A 21146-nucleotide genomic window follows, 5' to 3' on the forward strand; every position below is an offset into this window, starting at 1 on the left:
CCCGGCCCGGTCAGCCGACGCGGCGGCGCACCAGCAGCGAGATGCCGGCCAGCCCGATCGTGATGGTCACCACGATCGCGGCGTTGAGCAGCATCACCCGGCGCAGTTCGCCGACCACCCGATCGATGTGGCCGGCGGGGGCGAGCGCGCGCTCCGGGATCACGCGCGATCCGCCGCCGACGCCGCTGTGGATCATGTCGGGGCGTTCCGGCAGTGGCACGCCGGCGGCCCGCAGCGTCTCGGACATGGTGAGCCGGCCGTAGAACCAGGCGGGGGTGGTCCGCTTGCCGGGTTGGGCGGCGGGGCGGAACGCGCGCGGGCCGCCCTCGGCGAGTGGGTAGAGGTCGTACCGGTGCCTGGCCGCCTTCTCGACGCTCACCACCACGGTGTACTTCGGGCCGAGGCCGCCGGCGGCCGGCGAGCTGCTCTGGCCGCGGCCGTTCAGCCAGCTGACCTGACTGAGCACGGCGGCGAAGAGCTCGGGGTTGTCCTCGGCACGCAGCGTGAGCGGCTCGGGCACGTCGGCGCCGGTGATGGTGATTGTGGACGGCGCCGCGGGCGGTGCGGCCTGAGCGGGGGCGGCGAGCAGGACGGTGGAGAGAGCGAGCAGTACGGTCGCCGTCCCGAAACGTCGGCGGCTGATCCCCTGCGCCATGATCGACCTCCTCGCCCCGTTCGATGGATGGTCCCTGATGCCGGTCACGCGCTGATGGGTCGGCCGTGACGGCCTTCCCGCCCGGGACGGAAGGCCGTACATAGTCCTAGACTCCGCAGAACGTCGCTCGGTTGCATCCGGCCGAGCGGATATTTGGAACTATCTGCGATCTCCGGCCGACCAATGACGGGCCGGGGATCGGCGGCCCGAATCGTATCTACCTGGAGGCGGTCGTGGGGGGCGGGGTTTCGCGCATTGCGCGCGTGTCGCTGGTCGTGATCACAGGGGTGCTCGGCGTGCTCGTCGGGGCCGCGCCGGCGGCGGCGCACAACTCCCTGACCGGCAGCGATCCCAGAAACGGGACGCGGTTGGAGCGGCCGCCGGCGCAGCTGCGGTTGACGTTCCTGTCCCGGCTCGACCCGGCCACCACGAAGATCACCGTGACCGGCCCGGACAACGTGCCGGCCGCGGGCGGTCGTCCCCGGTTCGACGGATCCCGAGTCGCCGTGCCGTTCAAGCCGGGCGCCGCCGGCCTCTACATCGTCGAGTACGAGGTCGCCTCCGGCGACGGGCACCCCATCACCGGAGAGGTCCGCTTCACCCTGACCGTCGCCGCGACGCCGACCGCGAGCCCGACGCCGACCGCGCCCACGGCCGCGTCGAACTCCGTCGCGCCGACCCCCGGCGCCGGCGCGACGCCGAGCGCCGCGGCCGCGGACGCCGCCGGCGGGTCGAACGGTGGCGTGCCGTGGTGGCCGTGGGTGCTCGGCGGCGTGGTCGTGCTGGCCGCGCTGACCACGCTGGTGCTCGCCCGGCGTCGCCGGTCGCAGGCGTAGCTTCCGGGTCATTCGGGAAAGTGAGGAATGTCAGCTGGTTGCTGACGGCCGTGCTGGTCGGCGCCGGCGCCACCGCCTGCGCCGACCGCCCCGTCACGGCGTCGACTAGCCGAGCGTGGCCCGCGCGGCGCGCAGCCGGGCGAGCGTCCGCTCGCGGCCGAGCACCTCCAGCGACTCGAAGAGCGGCAGCCCCACGGTGCGGCCGGTGACCGCCACCCGGACCGGCGCCTGCGCCTTGCCGAGCTTGAGGCCGCGCTCCGCGCCAACCTGCTCCAGCGTCGCCTTGAGCGGCTCGGCCGCCCACTCCGGCTGCGCCTCGAAGCCGGCGATCGCGGCGTCGAGCAGGCCGTCGGCGCCCTCCTTCATCGCCTTCGCCCACGCCGCCTCGTCGACCACGGGCGACTCGAGGAACAGGAAGTCGACGTTCGGCACGATCTCGCTGAGCACCGCGATCCGGGTCTGCGCGAGCGGCGCGACCGCCGCGAAGACCGCCGGGTCGAAGTCCTCCGGACGCCACGGCGGCAGTGCGGTCGACGTGCCGCTGGCGCCCGTCTCCGTGTTTCCACCCGCCTCCGCGTCGGACGCGGGCGGCGGCGGAGCGCCGACGAGCCAGGGCTGGCAGGCCGCGATGAACTCCTCGACGGTGAGCGCCCGGATGTAGTCGCCGTTGAAGGCCCGCAGCTTCTTCTCGTCGAAGAACGCCGGCGAGGGGTTCACGTCCTCCAGCCGGAACTCGTTCTCGATCACCGACCACGGGACGATCTCGCGGTCGCCGGTCGGCGCCCAGCCCAGCAGCATCAGATAGTTGCGCATCGCGTCCGCGAGGTATCCCTCGGCGCGGTACGCCTCCAGCGCCACCTTGTCCCGGCGCTTGGAGAGCTTCTGCCGCTTCTCGTTGACGACCACCGGCACGTGCGCCCAGATCGGCGGCTTCACCCCGAGCGCGTCCCAGAGCAGCTGCTGCTTCGGCGTGTTCGGCAGGTGCTCCTCGGCGCGGATCACGTGCGTGATCCCCATGATCATGTCATCGACGACGTTGGCCAGCAGGAAGACCGCCGAGCCGTCGCCCCGCGCGATCACGAAGTCCTCGAGCAGCTTGTTGTCGAAGGTCGGCTCGCCCCGGACCAGGTCCACGACCACCGTCTGACCCTCGTCCGGGGTGCGGAAGCGCAGCGCCCGTCCCTCGGCCGGCCCGAGCCCCCGGTCCCGGCAGAACCCGTCGTAGCCCTGGTGCTGGTTGCCCGTCCGGGCCTGCACGTCGGCGCGGGTGCAGTCGCAGTAGTAGGCGCGGCCGGCGTCGTACAGCTTCTGGGCCGCCGCGCGGTGCTCGGCCGCGTTGGCCGACTGGAAGTGCGGCCCCTCGTACGAGCCGCGTTCGATCCCGATCCAGTCCAGCGCGGCGAGGATCCCCTCGGTCCACTCCGGGCGGTTGCGCGCCGCATCGGTGTCCTCGATGCGGAGCACGAACACGCCGCCGTGCTGCTTGGCGTAGATCCAGTTCTGCAGCGCCGATCGGGCGCCGCCGACGTGGAACATTCCGGTCGGAGAGGGAGCGAAGCGTACGCGTACGGTCACGTCCTCCAGCCTACGGCCGGCGCCCGGTGCGCCCGCCACCAGGTTTGGTCCCGGCTCACAGGTAGCGTTCCCCGATCTCGGCGAGCAGCTCCGGGCTGCCGGTCGGGTCGCGGAGCAGCTCGCGCAGCTCCTCGACGGCGGGATCGACGGGCGAGAGCCGACAGCGGACGAGCTGCTCGTGCCACATCTGCTCCTCGGCCGCCGCCGCCACGAACCGGCGGAACTCGGTGGGGGACGGGTCGCTCACCGAGTCGAGCAGCGCGGGGAAGCGCAGCAGCATGCCGACGAACCGCGCCATCGCCCGCCCGTGCCGCGCGAGCTCGCGGAAGTGCTCCGGGAGCCGCCCGCAGCGGTACTCCACGGACATGTAGAACCGCCACAGGTTGACGACGCGCTCGGCCTGCCGGGGACCGCGCCGCGGCAGCGCCAACGCGGCCCGCCGCAGCTCCCGTCGTACGTCCCTGATCTGTTCCACGTAGTCGATCTGGGCCGCCGTCTCGGCGGGCGACCATGCGACGCGCCGCGTGACAGCGGCGGTCACCGCCGACGCGCCGGCGATGCCGTCCGTCCGCGGAGTCGGCCCCTCATCGGCGGGCGGGCGCGGCCGCCCGACGGGTCCGCCGCCGCGCGGCACGGTCTCGACGGCGGGATCGGCCGGCGCCGGCCGGTCGGGCGGGGGACGGTCGGGCGGCGGCAGGTCGTCGGCGGGCAGCCGCGGGCGGGGCACCCGGACGGGGGCGCGCCGGAACGGGCCCGTCGGGCGCGCCGGCGGGCGAGGTGCCGGCGGGCGCGGTGCCGGCGCGGGCGGCGGCGGCGCGCCGAGCGGTCGCGCGCCGGTGAGCTCGTCGAGGTAGCCGCCGAGGCAGGACGCGGTGAGGCCGGGGAGCCGGACCGGCAGGGTGATCAGCTTTTCCAGCAGTCGCCAGCCGACGTGCCGCGCCTGCCCGGAGCCGGCCCCGTCCGCGCCGAGGCGCCGCGGCAGCGTGGTCTGCGCGCCGGCCAGCTGGGCGGCGACGGTCGTCGGATCGAGAGCGAGCACGAACACGCAGTCGCCGAACGCGTCGCTGAGGAAGAGCTCGATCGCGTCGACGGTCGCCGCGACCGTCTCGGGGCCGCAGCGGTCGAGGTCGTCGACGAAGATCACGATCGGGGTCTCCCGGCTGGCCAACGCGACGATCTCCGGGACGTCGTGCTGCAGGAGGTAGAGGTAGCCGGTCGGGCTGTGCCGCAGCGGATCGCGGTCGGTGGGCCCGTTCGACCCGTGGGGCGGGGCAATGCCGCTCGGCGACGGCCCGTCCAGCACGCCGGGCGGCAGTTCCCCGCGGATGTGACGGCACCCGAAGCGCGCCACGGTGACGAGCCCCAGGACGATCACGGCCGCTCCGATCGCGCCGAGCGTGACCGACGGCGGGACGCGGCGCCCGGTCGCGGAGCCGACCAGCGCCACGGCGGTCACCGTCGTCAGCGCGAGCAGGACGAGGTTGGCCACCAGCCGGGCAACGGGCTGCCACAGCAGGCGCGGGCGCAGTCGCGCCGGGTCGGTGCGGCGCAGGTTGAGGTCGAACCACAGCCGTTCCCGCTGCGCCGCCGGGAGCCGCCGGGTGACGGCGGTGAGCAGCTCGCGGGTCAGCCCGGCCCAGATATGCTCCGGGCCGGCGTACCGTGCGGGGCTGAACCAGACGGTGATGGGCTGCGCCGGGCCGTCGGCGGACGCGGCGCCGGGACCGCGGCGGCGCGGCCGTATCCGGTACGGCAGCCGGCCGGCCGGCTCCGACCCGCGTTCGAGCTGCCGCCACGCCCACCACCGCGTCAACCGCGTCCGCACCGGTCCGCCCTGCCACCGCTGGCGCAGCCCCCGCCACCCCCGCGCCGGGGCGCGCCCCGGCGCGGAGGTGAGCTCGTGCGTGGGCGACGGCGGGTCGGTCCAGCCCGGCGCGGGCTGCGTGCGGTCGAGCTGCCCCCGCAGCTGCGACAGGACGCTGGTCCTTCCGTGCCCCGACGGCCCGTGCACGCCGATCACCATCGGCGGGGTGGTGCCCGGGTCGGTGAGCAGTTCGTGCAGACCGGCCACCAGCGCGGCGCGTCCCAGTCGGTCCGCCCGCTCCGGCCCGTCGGGCGGGCCGGGGGGCCCGCTGCCGGGCCGGAGCTCGTCGACGAGCCGGGGCGCGGGCCCGGTCAGCGCCCACCGCCGCAGCTGCCCGTCATCGCCGGCGCTGCCGAGCTGCGCGGCGCCGTCGCGGTCGAGCGCCACGACGGCGCGGACCGCGCCGAGGTGCGCTCCGGCGATCTCGGTCCGCAGCGTCGCCGTGTCCGCGTCCCAGATCAGCAGGCGCCCGTCGTGGCAGCCGCCGACGATCCACTGCTCGCCGCCGCGCGGCACGACGGTGAGCGCGCACACCTGGGCCGGGATCTCCGGCGTCGGCAGCGTCGCGGCCAGCTGCCGGGTCACCGGGTCGAACAGCACCACGTCGCCGTCGAGGCGGGCGCAGACGACCAGAGTCCGGTCGCGGCACGTGACCGTGGTGACCGCCGAGGTGGGCATCGTGCAGATCTGCTGGACCGCCCGGCGGGGCGCCAGGTCGATGAGGCGCACACCGGTGGTCCCGGCGCAGGCGATCCGCGGCCGCCGGGGCGCCGGTACGACCGTGAGCCCGGTGATCTCGCCGGCCTCCTCGGCCAGCGTCTCGGCCGTGGTGTCGGCGCCGTCCAGCGGCGACAGCCGTACCACGCCGTCCGCGCCGCCGCTGACCACGAGATCGGCGCCGTTCAGCCGCAGCGGCGCCAGCGCCCACACCTCACCCCGACCGTGCATCACGCTCGCGCGCGCCGCGCCGGTGACCGGGTCCCACGCCCGGATGGTGCCGTCGACGCCGCCGCTGATCAGGGCGGGCCGGTTCGGGTCCGGGCCGGCGGCCACCGCCCGCACGGTGCCGTCGTGGCCGGTCGGCGCGGTCCGCAGGACCGACGCGCCGGGGCCGACCATCCCGACCGCCCCGTCGACGCCGGCGCTGGCGAGCAGCCCGCCGGCGCGGCCGGGAAGTGCCGCGAGCGACCAGATCGGACTCGCCGGGGCGACCCGCAGCGACACGGTGGTCGGCTCCTCGACGTCGTCGCGCAGGTCGGTGAGGCGGATGCCGCCGCTGATGTCGCCGGAGGCGACCACGGTGCGCCCGCCGTCCCGCGTGCAGGCCACGGACCACACCTCGCCGCGATGCCCGTCGAACGCGCGCAGGTGCGCGGGGTGCGACGGGTCGGGGCGCCACAGGTCGGTCAGCCCGGCCGCCGACGCACTCACCAGCAGGTCGCCGTCGTGGTGGGCGAGCGCGGCGAGCTGGCGGACGGTGCCGCGCGTCCGGAGCGCGTCGACGGTGAGCGGATCGGCGAGCAGGTCGCTGAACTGCCAGATCCGGATCGTCCGGTCCGGCCCGCCGCTGGCGAGCCACTCGGCGCCCCCCATCCGGAACGGCGTCAACGCCCGGACCGTCCCGTCGTGCGCCGCCGCGATCACCCGCACGGGCGCGCCCGGCTGGTCCGGATCCCACAGTCGGACGTCACCGCCGACGTGCCCGGCGACCAGCAGGGCCTGCCGACCGATCCGCAACGGGCAGAGCGCGGACGTCGGCGCGCCGGCGAGCGCGAGGTCGCGTACCCGCTCCCGCCGCCAGTCCCAGAGCCGGACCTGCCGGGAGCAGACCGCGGCCACGAGCGAACCCTGCGGGGCGTCGAGGGTGGTCAGCGCGGCCACGCTGCCGTTGCCGATCGCCACCCGCGCGACCGGCTCCTGCCGCGCGGCGTCCCAGAGCCGGACGACCCCGTCGACGCCGCCCGCGGCGAGCAGCGCGGGCGCGTCCCGCCCGTCGGTCACCACGCTCAGCGTCCGCACCGGCGCCGACCGCCCACCGTCGAGATGCCCCACCAGACCGCCGGTCTCGACGTCGAGCAGCGATATCCCGTCGGCGCCGGCCCGGGCCAGCGTGAGCCGGCCCGCGACGCGGAGCAGGGCGAGGGCGGTGACCGGGCCCGTTCCGCGGGCGATTCTGTGTGGTTGCACGATCGGTCCCGTTTCGATTCGGCGTTGGCGGCGACGCCGCGGGGTCCGCGCGGCGAATGTGGGGCGGCGGCGGGGGCTGGACATACCGGGGGATATAAATTGCCGCCGTCAATATCCATACCACAGGCGGGCGCGGTTGGGGGCGCGATTGGAGCGACTCGATATGCGCGCCGGCGGCGGTGTCCGCCACCCGACAGCGGATGGCGGGCTTTGCTGTTCCGCGCGGTGTTTTTCCTGGTCGACACGCCGGAGGTGGTGCACCGGTCGGCGCCCGGGCGCGGGGACGATGGAGACGCGATCGACCGGCATTCACCGTGGAAAATTAAATCGCCGGCGGGTACGGTGGTGAATGCGATTCATTTTCGCAACGCATTCCGTGCGGCGAGTCTGGCAGAACCCCCGATATGTGGCGCTAAATCTGTTTTACGCTTCATCTGTCGTGGGTTGTCATCGCTGGAGGCGACTAAAGATGATCCTCATTGAGCGGAGCGGGCGCGTCGACGCGCCGATCGAGGCAGTGTGGGAGGTGGTCCAGCAGGCCGACCAGTTGCCGGCGTGGCTGGCCGGCGTACGCCAGGCCGAGGTGGTTTCCGGTGAGGGATTCGGCCGCCGGCAGCGGGTGCACGCCGCGGACGGCGCGTCCCTCGACGCCGAGGTGATCGCCTATGAACCGCCGAAGCTGATCTCCTGGCGGGAACGGGCCGAGGGGACCGGGATGCGCGCCGAGGCGCGCACCGAGGTGCAGATCGCGCTCACCCCCGAGGGCCGGGGCACCGGCGTTCGGCTCACCATCGTGCGCTGGCCCTCCGGGCCGGTCAGCGCGGCCCTGCTGCGGCTCGGCATCCGCCGCATCGGCGCCGACCTGGAGACATCCCTGACCCGCCTCGCCGACCTGGCCACGGTCACCGCCTGACCCCGGGCCCCGGTCTTCCCTCGACCAGGGCGCTAATGCGGATCAAGGACCCGTTCACACGCGCGTGAACGGGTCCTTGATCAAAGGCCGGGCCGGAGGGGCCGATCCGGGCCCCCCGGGCCTGCTACGAGTCGCCGCCGGTCTCGCCCACCGGGGCGGCGCTGATGTCGTCGATGGCGTACTTCTTGGCCGCCTCCGCCGGGATCGAGGCCGGAACCTCGCCGCGGCGGGCGAGCTGCCGCAGCGTCGCCACCGCGACCGACTCCGCGTCGACGTGGAAGTGCCGGCGCAGCGCGTGACGGGTGTCCGACAGGCCGAAGCCGTCGGTGCCGAGCGAGGTGTAGTCACCCGGTACCCACCGCGAGATGAGGTCCGGCACCGCCCGCATCCAGTCGCTCACCGCGATCTTCGGGCCGGCCGCGTCGGCCAGCTTCCGCGTCACGTACGGCACCCGCTCCTGGCCGCCCGGGTTGAGCAGGTTGTACTCCTCGGACTCCACGGCGTCGCGCCGCAGCTCCGTCCACGAGGTCACCGACCAGACGTCGGCGGCCACCCCCCAGTCCTCCGCCAGCAGCTGCTGCGCCTTGAGCGCCCACTGCATGCCCGTGCCGGAGGCCAGGATGTTGGCCCGTGGCACCTCGGGGCCGGTCTGGGAGATGGTCGGCGCCGGGGCGTACCGGTAGATGCCCTTCTTGATGCCCTCGACGTCGACGTCGGCCGGCTCGGCCGGCTGCAGGATCGGCTCGTTGTAGATGGTGAGGTAGTAGAAGATGTTCTCCTGCTGCTCGCCGTACATCCGGTGCAGGCCGTCCTCGACGATGTGCGCGATCTCGAACGCGAACGCCGGGTCGTAGGCCACCACCGCCGGGTTGGTCGCCGCCAGCAGGTGCGAGTGCCCGTCCTCGTGCTGCAGGCCCTCGCCGTTCAGCGTGGTCCGGCCGGCCGTGGCGCCGAGCACGAAACCGCGGGCCATCTGGTCGGCGGCGGCCCAGAAGCCGTCGCCGGTGCGCTGGAACCCGAACATCGAGTAGAAGATGTAGAGCGGGATCATCGGCTCGCCGTGGGTGGCGTACGCCGAGCCGGCCGCGGTGAACGACGCCACCGAACCGGCCTCGTTGATGCCCTCGTGCAGGATCTGCCCGGCGGTCGCCTCCTTGTACGACAGGAAGAGCTCCCGGTCCACGGACGTGTACTTCTGGCCGTGCGGCGAGTAGATCTTCTGCGTCGGGAAGAGCGAGTCCATGCCGAAGGTGCGGGCCTCGTCGGGGATGATCGGCACCCAGCGGCGGCCGAACTCCTTGTCCTTCATCAGGTCCTTGAGCAGCCGGACGAAGGCCATCGTGGTGGCCACCTTCTGCTTGCCCGAGCCGCGCTTGACGTCGCTGAACCGCTCCGGGCCGGGGATCGCCAGCGGGATCGTCTCGGTGCGCCGCGACGGCAGGAACCCGCCGAGCGCCTCGCGCCGCTCGCGCAGGTACGCGATCTCCTCCGAGTCCTCGCCCGGGTGGAAGTACGGCGGCAGGTACGGGTTGGCCTCCAGCACCTCGTCCGAGATGTCGAGGTGGAGCCGGTCGCGGAACGCCTTGAGGTCGTCCAGCGTCAGCTTCTTCATCTGGTGCGTGGCGTTGCGGGCCTCGAAGTGCGAGCCCAGCGTCCAGCCCTTGATCGTGTGGGCCAGGATCACGGTCGGCTGCCCGGTGTGCTCGGTCGCCGCCTTGTACGCCGCGTAAAGCTTGCGGTAGTCGTGACCGCCGCGCTTGAGGTTCCAGATCTCGTCGTCGGACATGTCCTCGACCATCTTGCGGGTGCGCGGGTCGCGCCCGAAGAAGTGCTCGCGCACGAACGCGCCGGACTCCGCCTTGTAGGTCTGGAAGTCACCGTCGGGCGTGACGTTCATCAGGTTGACCAGCGCGCCGTCGGTGTCGGCGGCGAGCAGCGGGTCCCACTCGCGGCCCCAGACGACCTTGATGACGTTCCAGCCGGCGCCCCGGAAGAACGCCTCCAGCTCCTGCATGACCTTGCCGTTGCCGCGTACCGGACCGTCGAGGCGCTGCAGGTTGCAGTTGATGACGAAGGTCAGGTTGTCGAGCTCCTCGCGGGCCGCCAGGCCGATCGCGCCGAGCGACTCCGGCTCGTCCATCTCGCCGTCGCCGAGGAACGCCCACACGTGCTGCTGGGACGTGTCCTTGACGCCCCGGTTGTGCAGGTAGCGGTTGAACCGCGCCTGGTAGATCGCGTTCAGCGCGCCCAGGCCCATCGAGACCGTGGGGAACTCCCAGAAGTCCGACATCAGCCGCGGGTGCGGGTACGACGGCAGACCGCCGCCCGGGTGCGACAGCTCCTGCCGGAACCCGTCGAGCTGGTGCTCGGTCAGCCGGCCCTCGAGGAAGGCGCGGGCGTACATGCCGGGGGAGGCGTGGCCCTGGTAGAAGATGTGGTCACCGCCGCCGGGGTGGTTCTTGCCCCGGAAGAAGTGGTTGAAGCCGACCTCGTAGAGCGACGCCGAGCTGGCGTACGTGGAGATGTGGCCGCCGACGCCGATCTCCGGACGCTGGGCGCGGTGCACCACCATCGCGGCGTTCCAGCGGATGTACGCCCGGATCCGGCGCTCGATCTGCTCGTCGCCGGGGAACCAGGGCTCCTGCTCCGACGGGATGGTGTTGATGTAGTCGGTGGTGGTCAGGGGCGGAACCCCGACCTGACGTTCGCGGGCCCGCTCCAGCAGGCGCAGCATGACGTAGCGGGCGCGTTTGGCGCCGCGTTCGTCGATCACCCCGTCGAGCGACTCGACCCATTCGCTGGTCTCTTCTGGGTCGATGTCCGGAAGCTGGCTCGGCAGGCCGTCGCTGATCACCGGGCGCTTGCGTTCCGTGGCCACAGGCGTTCCCTAAGTTGTGTGTGGGATAGGTCTCGACGCAATCCTGCCCCCTGATGGCACCTGTCGTCACGCATGCAAGCCGCAGACGCGACGCTCGACACACGTACTGACCAGTAACTTTCCGGCTCTCACCCGATCCGCTAAAGGATCTTCCTGCCCCCGGGTCCCGCCCCGCGCGCCGCTGCGGGGCCGTACCGGCACACTGGTGCGCATGCGCAGTGAAGTGATCACGGTCCGGACCGGCTCCCGACCGACGGTGCGGGACATCACCGCCGAGGCGCAGCGGTTCGTCTCGGGGCAGGGCGACGGTCTCCTGCACGTCTTTGTGCCACACGCCACCGCCGGCATCGCGATCATCGAAACCGGGGCGGGCTCGGACGACGACCTGCTGACCGCCCTCGACGACGTGCTCCCCACCGACGACCGGTGGCGGCACCGCCACGGCTCGCCGGGACATGGCCGGGATCACGTCATGCCGGCGTTCGTCGCGCCGTACGCCACCCTGCCGGTGCTCGACGGCCGGATCGCGCTCGGCACCTGGCAGTCGATTTGCCTCGTCGACCCGAACGGCGACAACCCCACCCGCGAGGTCCGCCTCTCCCTCCTCCCCGCCTGACCCGGCGCCCCGGCGGCCCGGCAACCGACCGCGGGGGCGGGTGGGGCTCACGGGCGGGTGGTCTCGTCGTGGATCGTGGCGGGGCCGTCCGATGGGGCGGCGCGCAGCGCCGGGTCGAGCGGGCGGTCGTAGGTCCGGTGCAGGCCGGGGACGCGGTCCTCGATCACGAACGACGCCCGGGTGTGCACCGGCGCGCCGGGCGCGGTCACCTGCGGCACGACCCGGAAGTCGGCGGCCAGCTGCCCGGGCGTGATCCGGGTGCGCACGTACCCCCGCTGATTGTTGTAGAAGCGCAGGTGCGGGTTCGCGCCGAACCACGGGTGGCCGGTCGAGTCCGCCCCGTTGCCGCCGGAGGTGATCGACGAGCAGACCAGCTCGGTGCCGACCGTGCGGGAGGTCGGGTCGTTCCAGTCGAGCTTGAGATCGTCGGCCCAGTGCGCGTGCACGTCACCGGTGAGCACGACGGGGTTCCGCACCCCGGCGGCGAGCCAGCCGCGGGTGATCCGGTCGCGCGAGGCGGCGTACCCGTCCCAGGCGTCCATGCTGACGACGGTGGCCGGACCGGCGTCGCTGTCGCGCTGCCCGAAGAAGACCTGCTGCCCGAGGATGTCCCAGCGCGCCCGGGAGCGGCGGAAGCCGTCCAGCAGCCACGCCTCCTGCTCGGCGCCCGTGATGGAGCGCGTCGGATCCGCCGCCGCGGGGCAGTTCCGGTAGCCGTCGCCGCAGGCCTGGTCATCGCGGTACTGCCGCGTGTCGAGCATGTGGAAGGTGGCCAGGCGGCCCCAGTGCAGCCGACGGTAGAGCTGCATGTCGATGCCGCGCGGGATCGAGGTGCGGCGCAGCGGCATGTTCTCGTAGTACGCCCGGAACGCCGCCGCCCGCCGCGCCGGAAAGTGCGGGTCCGGCTGCTCAGGCACCTCGTCGGCCCAGTTGTTCTCGACCTCGTGGTCGTCGAAGACCACCAGCCACGGCGCCACCGCGTGCGCGGCCTGCAGATCGGGGTCGGTCTTGTACTGGGCGTGCCGCTGCCGGTAGTTGGCCAGCGTCACGGTCTCCGGCCCCTCGTGGTCGCGCGGGTTGCCGCCCGGGATCACGTACGTGTTCCTCGCGTACTCGTACTGGTAGTCGCCGAGGTGCAGCACCAGGTCCGGCTCGTCCTCGGCGAGCCGGCGGTAGGCGGTGAAGTAGCCGTGCTCGTACTGCGCGCACGAGGCGAAGGCCATCGCGAGGGCGCCGCCGAGCGCCCACGGCGGGGGCGCGGTGCGGGTCCGGCCGACGGGGGAGACGAAGCCCTCGGCCCGGAACCGGTAGAAGTATTCGCGTCCCGGCAGCAGGCCGGCCAGTTCGACGTGCACGCTGTGCGCGGACTCGGGCCGGGCGGCGGTCACGCCGCGCCGCAGCACGTGCCGGAACCGTTCGTCGGCGGCGACCTGCCACTCCACCTCGACCACCCGGTCCGGCATGCCGCCGCAACCGTCCTCGGCGAGCGGCCGCGGCGCGAGCCGGGTCCAGAGCACGAAGCCGTCGGCGTCCGGGTCGCCGGAGGCGACGCCGAGGGTGAACGGGTCCGTCCGCAGCGGTCCGGACGGCACGGTTGCGCCGACGGGCGCGGCGGCCGCGGCGCGCGCGGTGGCGACGGCGCCGGCGGCCCCGACGGCGGCGCCGGCGGCGAGCAGGGTACGACGGGACAGCGCGGTCATCGCGACTTCCTCCTCCTGGTTCCGAGAGGCACGGACCCCGTCACCCTCGCGACCCCCGATGCCGCCCAGAACTCACCCGCGTGACCACAGCCCGAACACCCCCCGAACTCCCGCCCCCTTCCGGCGCGTTGATCAAGGGAACGACGGCATCGAATCGCCGTATCCGCGCTGCCCAGCCCTTGATCACCCGGGTGGAGGGGGGTCAGGTGGCCACGTCGCGGCGGGTCAGGGCCCAGGTGCCGGTGGCGAGCAGGGCGGATGTCGTGGCGATGAGCAGCAGCGGGCCGGCGAGCTGTACGCCGTTGACCAACGGGTCGCCGCCGAGATACCAGTGGAACGGCGACACCTCGCGTGCCCAGGCTAGCCCGTCGACCTGGGGGATCACGCCGTTGGCCAGATACGCCAGCACGGCGACGCCGGCACTGATCCCGAGGGTGAGTCCCTTGCGGCCGGTGGCCGCGCCGACCGCGAACGCCAGCGCCCCGAAGAACCCGCCGAAGAGCAGCAACTGCAGCGTGATCGCCGCGAGTTCGCCCGCGGTGACGCCGTCGAACTGCGCCGGCCCGCGCAGCGCGAGCATCGCCAGGCAGAGCAGCGTGACGATGACCGCCAGCGCGACCAGCAGCGCGGCGTACCGCTGCACCGCCAGCCGGACGCGACCCACGGGATGCGCGAGCAGCAGGTCGAGGGTGCCGGCCTCCTCGTCGCCGGCGATCGCGCGGGTGCCGGCGCCGACACTGAAGACCACGATCAGCAACGGCACCAGCAGCCCGTAGACGCTGCTGCCCAGGTAGCCGGCCGCGCTGGTCAGGTCGTCGTAGTTGAACGCCTCCAGCACCCCCTTCGGGTACGCCGCCAGCGCCTGCTGCATCTCGGGGCTCTGCACCGACGGCCAGAACGCCGCGTACATGCTGCCGACCGCGGTGACCGCGAGCGCCCAGCCGAGCAGGGACCGGCGGGCGTCGAAGAGCGCCTTCGTGAACGGGTTACGCAGAAACACGATCCGCCTCCCCGGTCGAGTAGTAGCTGAAGAACAGCTCCTCCAGGTCCGGCTCCTCCGAGAGCAGCCCGACCACGGTGTGCCGGGCCGCCGCCTTGACCAGCGCGTCGGCCCGTCCGTCGAGCCGGCAGCGCAGCGTGCTGCCGTCGACCGTCGCGTCGCTGACCCCCGGCAGCGCGCTGAACTCGGCCAGCGGCACCGGCTCCGCGAAATGGATCTCGACTCGGCGCACCGCCCGCTCGCGCAACTCCTCGACGCGTTCGACCGTGAGCAGCCGCCCGTCGCGGATGATGCCGACCCGGTCGGCGGTCTGCTGCACCTCGCTCATCACGTGCGAGGACATGAAGACCGTCTGCCCGGCGGCCCGCGCCGCGCGCACCATCGCCACGAACTGCTGTTGCAGGAACGGGTCGAGGCCGCTGGTCGGCTCGTCGAGGATGAGCAGCTCGGGGGAGTGCATGAACGCCTGCACCACGCCGATCTTCTGTCGGTTGCCCTTGGAGAGTCCCTTGATCTTTCGGCTCAGGTCCAGGTCGAGCCGGTCGGCGAGCTCGGCGATCCGCCGCCGCGGCACGCCGCCGCGCAGGTTCGCCAGGTAGCCGAGCAACTCCTGGCCGGTCTGCCGGCCGTCCACGACGAAGTCCCCCGCGAGGTAGCCGATGCGCCGCCGCAGCGCGACCCCGCCGCGCCGCGGGTCCGCCCCGAGGACGGTGACGCGGCCGCTGGTGGGCCGGATGAGGTCGAGCAGCAGCCGGATGGTGGTCGACTTGCCGGCCCCGTTGGGCCCGAGGAAGCCGTACACCTCGCCGGTGTCGACCGCGAGGTCCAGGCCGGCCAGGCCGCGGTTGCGGCCGTACGTCTTGACGAGTTTCTCGGTGCTGATGGCCAGGTCAGCCATCGCTGGTCGCCTCCCCTTATCCGTCGTGTCCCGCGTCTGAACCGTTCGACGAGCTTCGGCAGTTCGCGCCCGATGAACGCGGTCTACTCCCAGGGCGCGCTGGAGGGCAAGAGGCGGCGGCCGGGCGGTTCAGGTGGCGCGAAGCACCCCGATCGCTGACCTCGGTGCCCCGGTTCGGCACGTAGCGTGGAGGTATGGCACCGACCGACGCCGCCCCCGACCTCGGCGCGACCGAGCGCGCCGAACTCGCCGGCGCCGTCGTACGCCGGCTGCTGCACCTGTCCCGCGCGATGCGGCACGACACCGACCTCGGCTTCGCCCAGCTGGGGCTCACCCCGGCCGTCGCCCGCGCGCTGCACCAGCTCGACCCGGACCGGCCGGTCGCCGCCCGCGAGCTCGCCGAGCAGCTCGAATGCGACCGCTCCAACGTCACCGCGCTGGTCGACAAGCTCGAACTCGCCGGCCTCGTCCGCCGCCAGGTCGACCCGACCGACCGGCGGCTCAAGACGCTGGTGGTCACCGACGACGGTCGCGCCGTCCGGGGTCGGGTGCACGAGGTGATGTCCGACGCGCGGCTGCTGGCGGCGCTCGGCGACGACGAGCTCGCGACGCTGCGCGACCTGCTCTGGAAGGTCTCCGACGGCGGCTGCCCGGAGGAGTGCGGCGGCGAGTGACGCCAGAGCCGACCGGTCGTCGGGTGGCCGGCGACGCCGTGGTCGGTAATGCTGTCCCACGTGACGACCCCTCAAGATCTCGATGAGCGGTTCCGGGACACGGTCGGCGCGCTCGTCCCTGCCGACGTCCGGCGCTGGGCCGACGGACCGGTCCGCGACGACACGACCCTGACCGGCGAGGCCGCGTGGAAGCTCTTCGACGCGCAGGTCACCAGCCGTCACCTCGATCTCGCCGCCCGCTGGCTGCGCAGCTTCGGCGAGGGGTACTACACCATCGGTTCCTCCGGACACGAGGGGAACGCCGCGCTCGCCGCCGCCGTGCGCCCGACCGACCCCGCGCTGCTGCACTACCGGTCCGGCGCCTTCTACTGCCGGCGCGCCGCGCAGGCCGCCGAAGCGGGCCCGACGGGCGCCGCGAACGAGCCGACGGACGGCGACGGGCCGCGCGGGGGCGGGCCGCACGGGGGCGGGTCGACCGGGGGCGGGCCGACCGGGGGTTCTGCGCTGCGCGACGCCGCCCGCGACGTGCTGCGCGGTATCGTCGCCTCGGCCGCCGAGCCGATCGCCGGTGGCCGGCACAAGGTCTTCGGCAGCGCCGAACTCGCCGTCATCCCGACCACGTCGACGATCGCCTCGCACCTGCCCCGCGCCGTCGGCGTCGGCTTCGCGATCGAACGCCTGCGCCGCGCCAAGGGCAACGCCGGCACCCCCTGGCCCGCCGACGCGATCGTCGTCTGCTCGTTCGGCGACGCCTCCATCAACCACGCCAGCGCGGTGGCCGCGTTCAACACCGCCGGCTGGTGCGACCACTCCGGGCTGCGCATCCCGGTGCTCTTCGTCTGCGAGGACAACGGCCTCGGCATCAGCGTCCGCTCCCCGGAGGGCTGGGTGGCGCAGGCGCTGCGGACCCGGCCGGGGATCCGCTACTTCGGCGCCGACGGCTGCGACCCGGCCGCGACGTACGACGCGGCCGTGGAGGCGGCCGCCTGGGTGCGCCGGCACCGACGGCCCGCCGTACTCCACCTGTCGACCGTGCGGCTGATGGGCCACGCCGGCGCCGACGCCGAACTGGCCTACCGGCCGGCCGCCGAGCTCGCCCGCGACCTGGAACGCGATCCGGTGGTGGCGACCGCGCGGCTGCTCGCCGAGGCCGGGCTGGCCGGCGGCGAGGAACTGCTCGCCCGGTACGACGAGATCGGCTGGCAGGTGCGGCAGGTCGCCGAGGAGGTGCTCGGCGAACCGAAGCTGGAGAGCGCGCCCGAGATCGTCGCCCCGCTCGCGCCGCGCCGGCCGGTGCGGGTGTCCCGGGCGGTGGCCGACGCCGGCACCCGCGCCGCCGGTCCGGGCGCGGCCGCCCGCGCCTCCGCGTTCAACGGCAAGCTGCCCGAACGCAACGGGCCGCTCACCCTCGCCCAGACGATCAACGCGACCCTCGCCGACACCCTGCTCAGCCATCCGACGATGGCCGTCTTCGGCGAGGACGTCGCCGGCAAGGGCGGGGTGTACGGCGTGACCAAGGGGCTCCGGGAGCGCTTCGGGGCGTCCCGGGTCTTCGACACCCTGCTCGACGAGACCTCGCTGCTCGGCCTGGGGCTCGGCGCCGGCCTGGCCGGCATGCTGCCGGTCCCCGAGATCCAGTACCTGGCCTACCTGCACAACGCCGAGGACCAGCTCCGCGGCGAGGCCGCCACCATGCAGTTCTTCTCCCGCGGCGCCTATCGCAACCCGATGGTGGTGCGGATCGCCGGGCTGGCCTACCAGGAGGGCTTCGGCGGGCACTTCCACAACGACAACTCGGTGGCGGTGCTGCGCGACGTACCGGGGCTGGTACTGGCGGTGCCGGCCCGGGCCGAGGACGCCGCGCCGATGCTCCGCTCCTGCCTGGCCAGCGCCGCCGTCGACGGCAGCGTCTGCGCCTTCCTGGAGCCGATCGCGCTCTACCACACCCGCGACCTGCACGCCGAGGGCGACAACGAGTGGCTGGCGCCCTACCTCCCCCCGGCGGAGTGGGGCGCCCACCACGTGCCGATCGGGCGGGCCCGCGGCTACGTCGTCGGCTCCGGCGAGGATCTGACGATCATCACGTTCGGCAACGGCGTACGCATGTCGCTGCGCGTCGCGGCCCAGCTCGCGGCCGAGGGGATCGGCTCCCGGGTGGTCGATCTGCGCTGGCTGGCGCCGCTGCCGGTCGCCGACGTCGTCCGCGAGTCCACCGCCACCGGCCGGGTGCTCGTCGTCGACGAGACGCGGCGCTCCGGCGGCGTCGGCGAGGGGGTGCTGGCGGCGCTCGTCGACGCCGGTTTCGTCGGCGCGGTCCGCCGGGTCGCCTCGGTCGACTCCTTCGTCCCGCTCGGCCCCGCGGCGCGCCGGGTACTGGTCGCGGAAGATGCCATTACCCAGGGTGCCCGCGCGCTTCTGGCACGGTAAATTCCGTTGCACCCGGTGCGCCGCTTGCGGATGGCGGCACAACTGTGTGGACTACGCGCTATCGGCGTCGGCCCGACGCCGGGAGCAGGAGGATGAGGAGGCATGCGACAGTGAGCGCGACCGCTGGTCAGGCCGCCGACGGCGTACGCAGCCAGGCGGACCGGTTCGGCATCGAGCCGGGGATGGTCGTCATGGAGATGGGGTACGACGACGACGTCGACGAGGAACTCCGTGATGCCCTGACCGACCGCTGCGGGGAGCTGGTCGACGAGGACACCGACGAGGTCGTCGACGCGGTGCTGGTGTGGTACCGCGAGGACGACGGTGACCTGTTCGAGCTGCTCGTCGACGCCCTCGGCCCGCTGGCCGACAACGGCGTGATCTGGCTGCTGACTCCCAAGGCCGGGCGACCCGGTCACGTCGAGCCCAGCGACATCAGCGAGTCGGCGCCCAGCGCCGGCCTCCAGCAGACGTCGACGATCAACGCCGGCAAGGACTGGAGCGCCGCCCGGCTGGTGCTCGGCCGCGGCTCGCGCGGCAAGAAATAGTCGCCTTCCTCCCGCCGCCGGCGCGGCAGGCCACTCACGGTGGCCTGCCGTCGCCGGAGCCGGGGTTGCCCCGTGGGCGCGCCGCCGCCCGTGGCATGCTCGGCGGTGGAAGCTGACCATCATGATCAGGGGAGCGCGCATGCCGATCGAGGTTGGTGCCGAGGCGCCGGACTTCGTGCTGAAGGACCAGAACAACCAGGAGGTCCGGCTGTCGGACTTCCGGGGCAACAAGGCCGTGCTGCTGGTCTTCTACCCGCTGGCGTTCACCGGGACCTGCCAGAACGAGCTCTGCGAGGTGCGGGACAACCTCAACGAGTACGTCTCGGACGACGTGCAGGTGCTGACCGTCAGCGTCGACTCCGTCTTCGCCCACAAGGTCTGGGCCGAGCGCGAGGGCTTCCAGTTCCCGCTCCTGGCCGACTTCTGGCCGCACGGGGCCGTGGCGCAGGCGTACGGGGTCTTCAACGACGTCACCGGCTTCGCCAACCGCGGCACCTTCGTCATCGACAAGGCGGGCGTGGTGCGCTTCGCCGAGATGAACATGCCGGGCGAGCCGCGCGACCAGGAAGCCTGGCGCAAGGCGCTCGCGTCGGCCGCCGCCTGACGCCGCTGTCCGTGATCGCGAAGAGTTCGCTCGCCGTAGCGGGTAAAACTCTTCGCGATCATGGGCGTCGGGGCGCAGGCAGGCGGCGGCAGGGTAAGCTAGCCGCCGCCAGCACGCCGTACGGCGTACCGGGCGCGTAGCTCAGTGGAAGAGCACTCGCCTTACAAGCGAGGGGTCGCAGGTTCGAAACCTGCCGCGCCCACCCAACACCACCAGCACCGACAACGGCCTGAAGATCAGAGATTCGGCCGATGACAGCAACGGTGACAGCAACGGCAGTCACGAGAGCCGCCCGTCGAGCTTGCCGAGCGCCTGGCGCATGGCGTCGAGGTTGGCGTGCGAGTAGACCTTGAGCGTGATCTTCACATCGGCGTGCCGGGCGATGGCCTGCAGCCGGCATGTCGGGTCCCAGGACTTGCGTTACAGATCAGTCTCGGGACGTGGGCGACACATCCGGCTAGACGATCTAGGAATGGCTGGCAGGTCACCCTACGGTGAACCCGCCATGGTTGACGGTCTGTCTCAGCCAGTTGAGCCAGGTCACCCACAGGTCATCCCCCTCAAACTCTGCATGCAGGCTGGGTGGTGAAGCCTGGTAGAGGATCAGCGCTTGCTCGATCTCCCTCGCCCCTACGAGCCAGGGGCCGTTACTCGTCAGCTTGAACTCCGGAATGCCAACCATTCCAGCGACCGTCTGGGCCGACGCCGCCCGTTCGGCATCGCGGTAGGCGTCGCGCCGACTCGGATCGGCAGACCGCCAGTCGTAGATGTCATCGAACGGCCAGTCGGGAAAGGGCTGCGGGGTTGCCTGGTAGGTCATGCCCGTGCGGCGCATACGGTCACGGCAGAAAGCCATGCCGGCGATGTTCAGATGGAACTGATAGGCATCACAAAGCGAGTAGTACTTGTCCGTGCATGGTTGGCACAGCTCATCGAACTCGGCGTGCGCTTCGTAGCGGGAACGAGCGGTCGCAGCAGGTTCGGGCAGATCAGCCCACTCAAAGCTGTAACCCATGGGACCTCCTTCGCTGTCGGCCACAACGGCCCAGGCGGTTACGCGCGATGACATCTTGCCGGGCGGTGCAGGGGGTCGGGGCGTGGGCATCGGTCGACCTGGCTGGCCCACGGCAGCGTCATCCACCTTCTCGGTCACACCCATCTCCACTAGCAATCGGCGGAGTCACCCACGTCCTGATACCGATCTGTCACGTAGGTCCCGAGACCGGACAGGCCGGCAGCCGGCAGGTGGTTCGAACTTTCTGTACGTCTCCAAGGCGGCCCTTGACGGGCCGCACGCGCCGCCGCCTGGGCGCGCGCCGGCCGCTGCCGCTGTCGCTCTGCGGCCGTCACGCCTGACGCCCGGCGGCTGGCGCGAAGGGTGAGGAGCCCGGAGGGCCGCAGCAGAACGACAGAATGTTGACGGTGGTGTGGTGAGCGGCAGCCGGCCAGCCGCGCGGCCAGGACCCGCGCGGAGTGCGGAAACGGACGCCGGCCGCGTCGGCGAGCTGGCGGCGGTCGCGGGGCTGCGGCTACTGCGCCTCCGGCGGGGGCGCTCCGGCTCCAGGATGGCCGGGGTTTCACCGGCGGGTCGCGGTCCGTGCGTGGTTGCGGGAGGCCATCCCGTCTGCCATCGACCCGGACAAGCCGAGCAGACCACCGCCCGGCCCGCCAGTGCCTGTCAACGACGGCTGAAAACGGACCCCTTCGCGACGGCCGAAAACGGACCCCCTCTGCTGGTTGAATCTTGCTAGTCGTTGGTCTTGGTGGCCGC

At 72.8% G+C, this 21146-nt stretch carries 15 protein-coding genes and 1 tRNA gene; 8 read left to right on the plus strand and 8 right to left on the minus strand.

Going from position 1 to position 21146, the window contains the following annotated elements; translation table 11 throughout:
* Positions 1-10: 10 nt before the first annotated feature.
* Entirely contained in the window at positions 11-655 is a 645-nt protein-coding gene (locus tag BLW47_RS22720; RefSeq protein WP_091561963.1) for a hypothetical protein, read from the minus strand.
* 263 nt (positions 656-918) lie between these two features.
* On the opposite strand from BLW47_RS22720, the gene BLW47_RS22725 reads away from it, so the two are divergent.
* Entirely contained in the window at positions 919-1491 is a 573-nt protein-coding gene (locus BLW47_RS22725) for a copper resistance CopC family protein (protein WP_245736953.1), read from the plus strand.
* 105 nt (positions 1492-1596) lie between these two features.
* Here BLW47_RS22725 and gltX read toward each other — a convergent pair whose 3' ends face one another.
* Together gltX and BLW47_RS22735 are read right to left on the minus strand one after the other, a co-directional pair.
* Positions 1597-3027 (minus strand): glutamate--tRNA ligase, encoded by a 1431-nt coding sequence (gene gltX / locus BLW47_RS22730; RefSeq protein ID WP_245736961.1) that lies wholly within the window; start codon positions 3025-3027, stop codon positions 1597-1599.
* A 94-nt stretch (positions 3028-3121) separates the two neighbouring features.
* Positions 3122-7117: a P-loop NTPase fold protein gene (locus BLW47_RS22735; RefSeq protein WP_175543765.1), complete on the minus strand. Its 3996-nt coding sequence runs from the start codon at positions 7115-7117 to the stop codon at positions 3122-3124.
* A 469-nt stretch (positions 7118-7586) separates the two neighbouring features.
* Between BLW47_RS22735 and BLW47_RS22740 the strand changes: the two genes are divergently transcribed.
* Complete coding sequence (locus BLW47_RS22740; RefSeq protein WP_091561976.1) at positions 7587-8030, plus strand: SRPBCC family protein; 444 nt, start codon at positions 7587-7589, stop codon at positions 8028-8030.
* 124 nt (positions 8031-8154) lie between these two features.
* Here BLW47_RS22740 and aceE read toward each other — a convergent pair whose 3' ends face one another.
* Entirely contained in the window at positions 8155-10908 is a 2754-nt protein-coding gene (gene aceE, locus BLW47_RS22745) for a pyruvate dehydrogenase (acetyl-transferring), homodimeric type (RefSeq protein ID WP_091561980.1), read from the minus strand.
* 211 nt (positions 10909-11119) lie between these two features.
* Here aceE and BLW47_RS22750 point away from each other — a divergent pair, with 211 nt between their 5' ends.
* Positions 11120-11524: a secondary thiamine-phosphate synthase enzyme YjbQ gene (locus tag BLW47_RS22750; protein ID WP_091561983.1), complete on the plus strand. Its 405-nt coding sequence runs from the start codon at positions 11120-11122 to the stop codon at positions 11522-11524.
* A 47-nt stretch (positions 11525-11571) separates the two neighbouring features.
* On the opposite strand, the gene BLW47_RS22755 is transcribed toward BLW47_RS22750, so the two are convergent.
* The 3 genes from BLW47_RS22755 to BLW47_RS22765 form a co-directional block, all read right to left on the minus strand.
* The gene (locus tag BLW47_RS22755) at positions 11572-13224 is read right to left on the minus strand and encodes an alkaline phosphatase D family protein (RefSeq protein ID WP_091561986.1); all 1653 of its coding nucleotides are present in this window, start codon (positions 13222-13224) and stop codon (positions 11572-11574) included.
* A gap of 202 nt (positions 13225-13426) precedes the next feature.
* The gene (locus BLW47_RS22760; protein WP_245736955.1) at positions 13427-14224 is read right to left on the minus strand and encodes an ABC transporter permease; all 798 of its coding nucleotides are present in this window, start codon (positions 14222-14224) and stop codon (positions 13427-13429) included.
* On the minus strand, positions 14211-15122 hold the full coding sequence (locus tag BLW47_RS22765) for an ABC transporter ATP-binding protein (protein WP_091561989.1): 912 nt from the start codon (positions 15120-15122) through the stop codon (positions 14211-14213). The genes BLW47_RS22760 and BLW47_RS22765 overlap by 14 nt, the downstream gene beginning before the upstream one ends.
* Before the next feature lie 194 nt (positions 15123-15316).
* On the opposite strand from BLW47_RS22765, the gene BLW47_RS22770 reads away from it, so the two are divergent.
* The 5 genes from BLW47_RS22770 (at position 15317) to BLW47_RS22790 (ending at position 19577) form a co-directional block, all read left to right on the plus strand.
* A complete protein-coding gene (locus BLW47_RS22770) occupies positions 15317-15796 on the plus strand; it encodes a MarR family winged helix-turn-helix transcriptional regulator (protein WP_091561992.1) in 480 nt (159 codons plus the stop codon).
* 48 nt (positions 15797-15844) lie between these two features.
* On the plus strand, positions 15845-18223 hold the full coding sequence (locus BLW47_RS22775; RefSeq protein ID WP_091561996.1) for a transketolase C-terminal domain-containing protein: 2379 nt from the start codon (positions 15845-15847) through the stop codon (positions 18221-18223).
* A 110-nt stretch (positions 18224-18333) separates the two neighbouring features.
* A complete protein-coding gene (locus BLW47_RS22780; protein ID WP_091562000.1) occupies positions 18334-18771 on the plus strand; it encodes a DUF3052 domain-containing protein in 438 nt (145 codons plus the stop codon).
* 139 nt (positions 18772-18910) lie between these two features.
* A complete protein-coding gene (locus BLW47_RS22785) occupies positions 18911-19375 on the plus strand; it encodes a peroxiredoxin (protein ID WP_091562004.1) in 465 nt (154 codons plus the stop codon).
* A gap of 130 nt (positions 19376-19505) precedes the next feature.
* Positions 19506-19577, plus strand: a tRNA-Val gene (locus tag BLW47_RS22790).
* A 282-nt stretch (positions 19578-19859) separates the two neighbouring features.
* On the opposite strand, the gene BLW47_RS25730 is transcribed toward BLW47_RS22790, so the two are convergent.
* Entirely contained in the window at positions 19860-20390 is a 531-nt protein-coding gene (locus BLW47_RS25730; protein WP_245736957.1) for a hypothetical protein, read from the minus strand.
* Positions 20391-21146: the final 756 nt, after the last annotated feature.

The organism is Micromonospora pattaloongensis (assembly GCF_900107255.1).
GTDB classification, from domain to species: Bacteria; Actinomycetota; Actinomycetes; order Mycobacteriales; family Micromonosporaceae; genus Micromonospora_I; species Micromonospora_I pattaloongensis.

Bases quoted from the DNA above. Each gene is read 5' to 3' on its own strand.
- BLW47_RS22720 (WP_091561963.1), bottom strand. From the start codon at position 655: ATGGCGCAGGGGATCAGCCGCCGACGTTTCGGGACGGCGACCGTACTG.
- gltX (WP_245736961.1), bottom strand. From the start codon at position 3,027: ATGTTCCACGTCGGCGGCGCCCGATCGGCGCTGCAGAACTGGATCTAC.
- BLW47_RS22740 (WP_091561976.1), top strand. From the start codon at position 7,587: ATGATCCTCATTGAGCGGAGCGGGCGCGTCGACGCGCCGATCGAGGCA.
- BLW47_RS22750 (WP_091561983.1), top strand. From the start codon at position 11,120: ATGCGCAGTGAAGTGATCACGGTCCGGACCGGCTCCCGACCGACGGTG.
- BLW47_RS22755 (WP_091561986.1), bottom strand. From the start codon at position 13,224: ATGACCGCGCTGTCCCGTCGTACCCTGCTCGCCGCCGGCGCCGCCGTC.
- BLW47_RS22765 (WP_091561989.1), bottom strand. From the start codon at position 15,122: ATGGCTGACCTGGCCATCAGCACCGAGAAACTCGTCAAGACGTACGGC.
- BLW47_RS22770 (WP_091561992.1), top strand. From the start codon at position 15,317: ATGGCACCGACCGACGCCGCCCCCGACCTCGGCGCGACCGAGCGCGCC.
- BLW47_RS22775 (WP_091561996.1), top strand. From the start codon at position 15,845: ATGCTGTCCCACGTGACGACCCCTCAAGATCTCGATGAGCGGTTCCGG.
- BLW47_RS22785 (WP_091562004.1), top strand. From the start codon at position 18,911: ATGCCGATCGAGGTTGGTGCCGAGGCGCCGGACTTCGTGCTGAAGGAC.
- BLW47_RS25730 (WP_245736957.1), bottom strand. From the start codon at position 20,390: ATGGGTTACAGCTTTGAGTGGGCTGATCTGCCCGAACCTGCTGCGACC.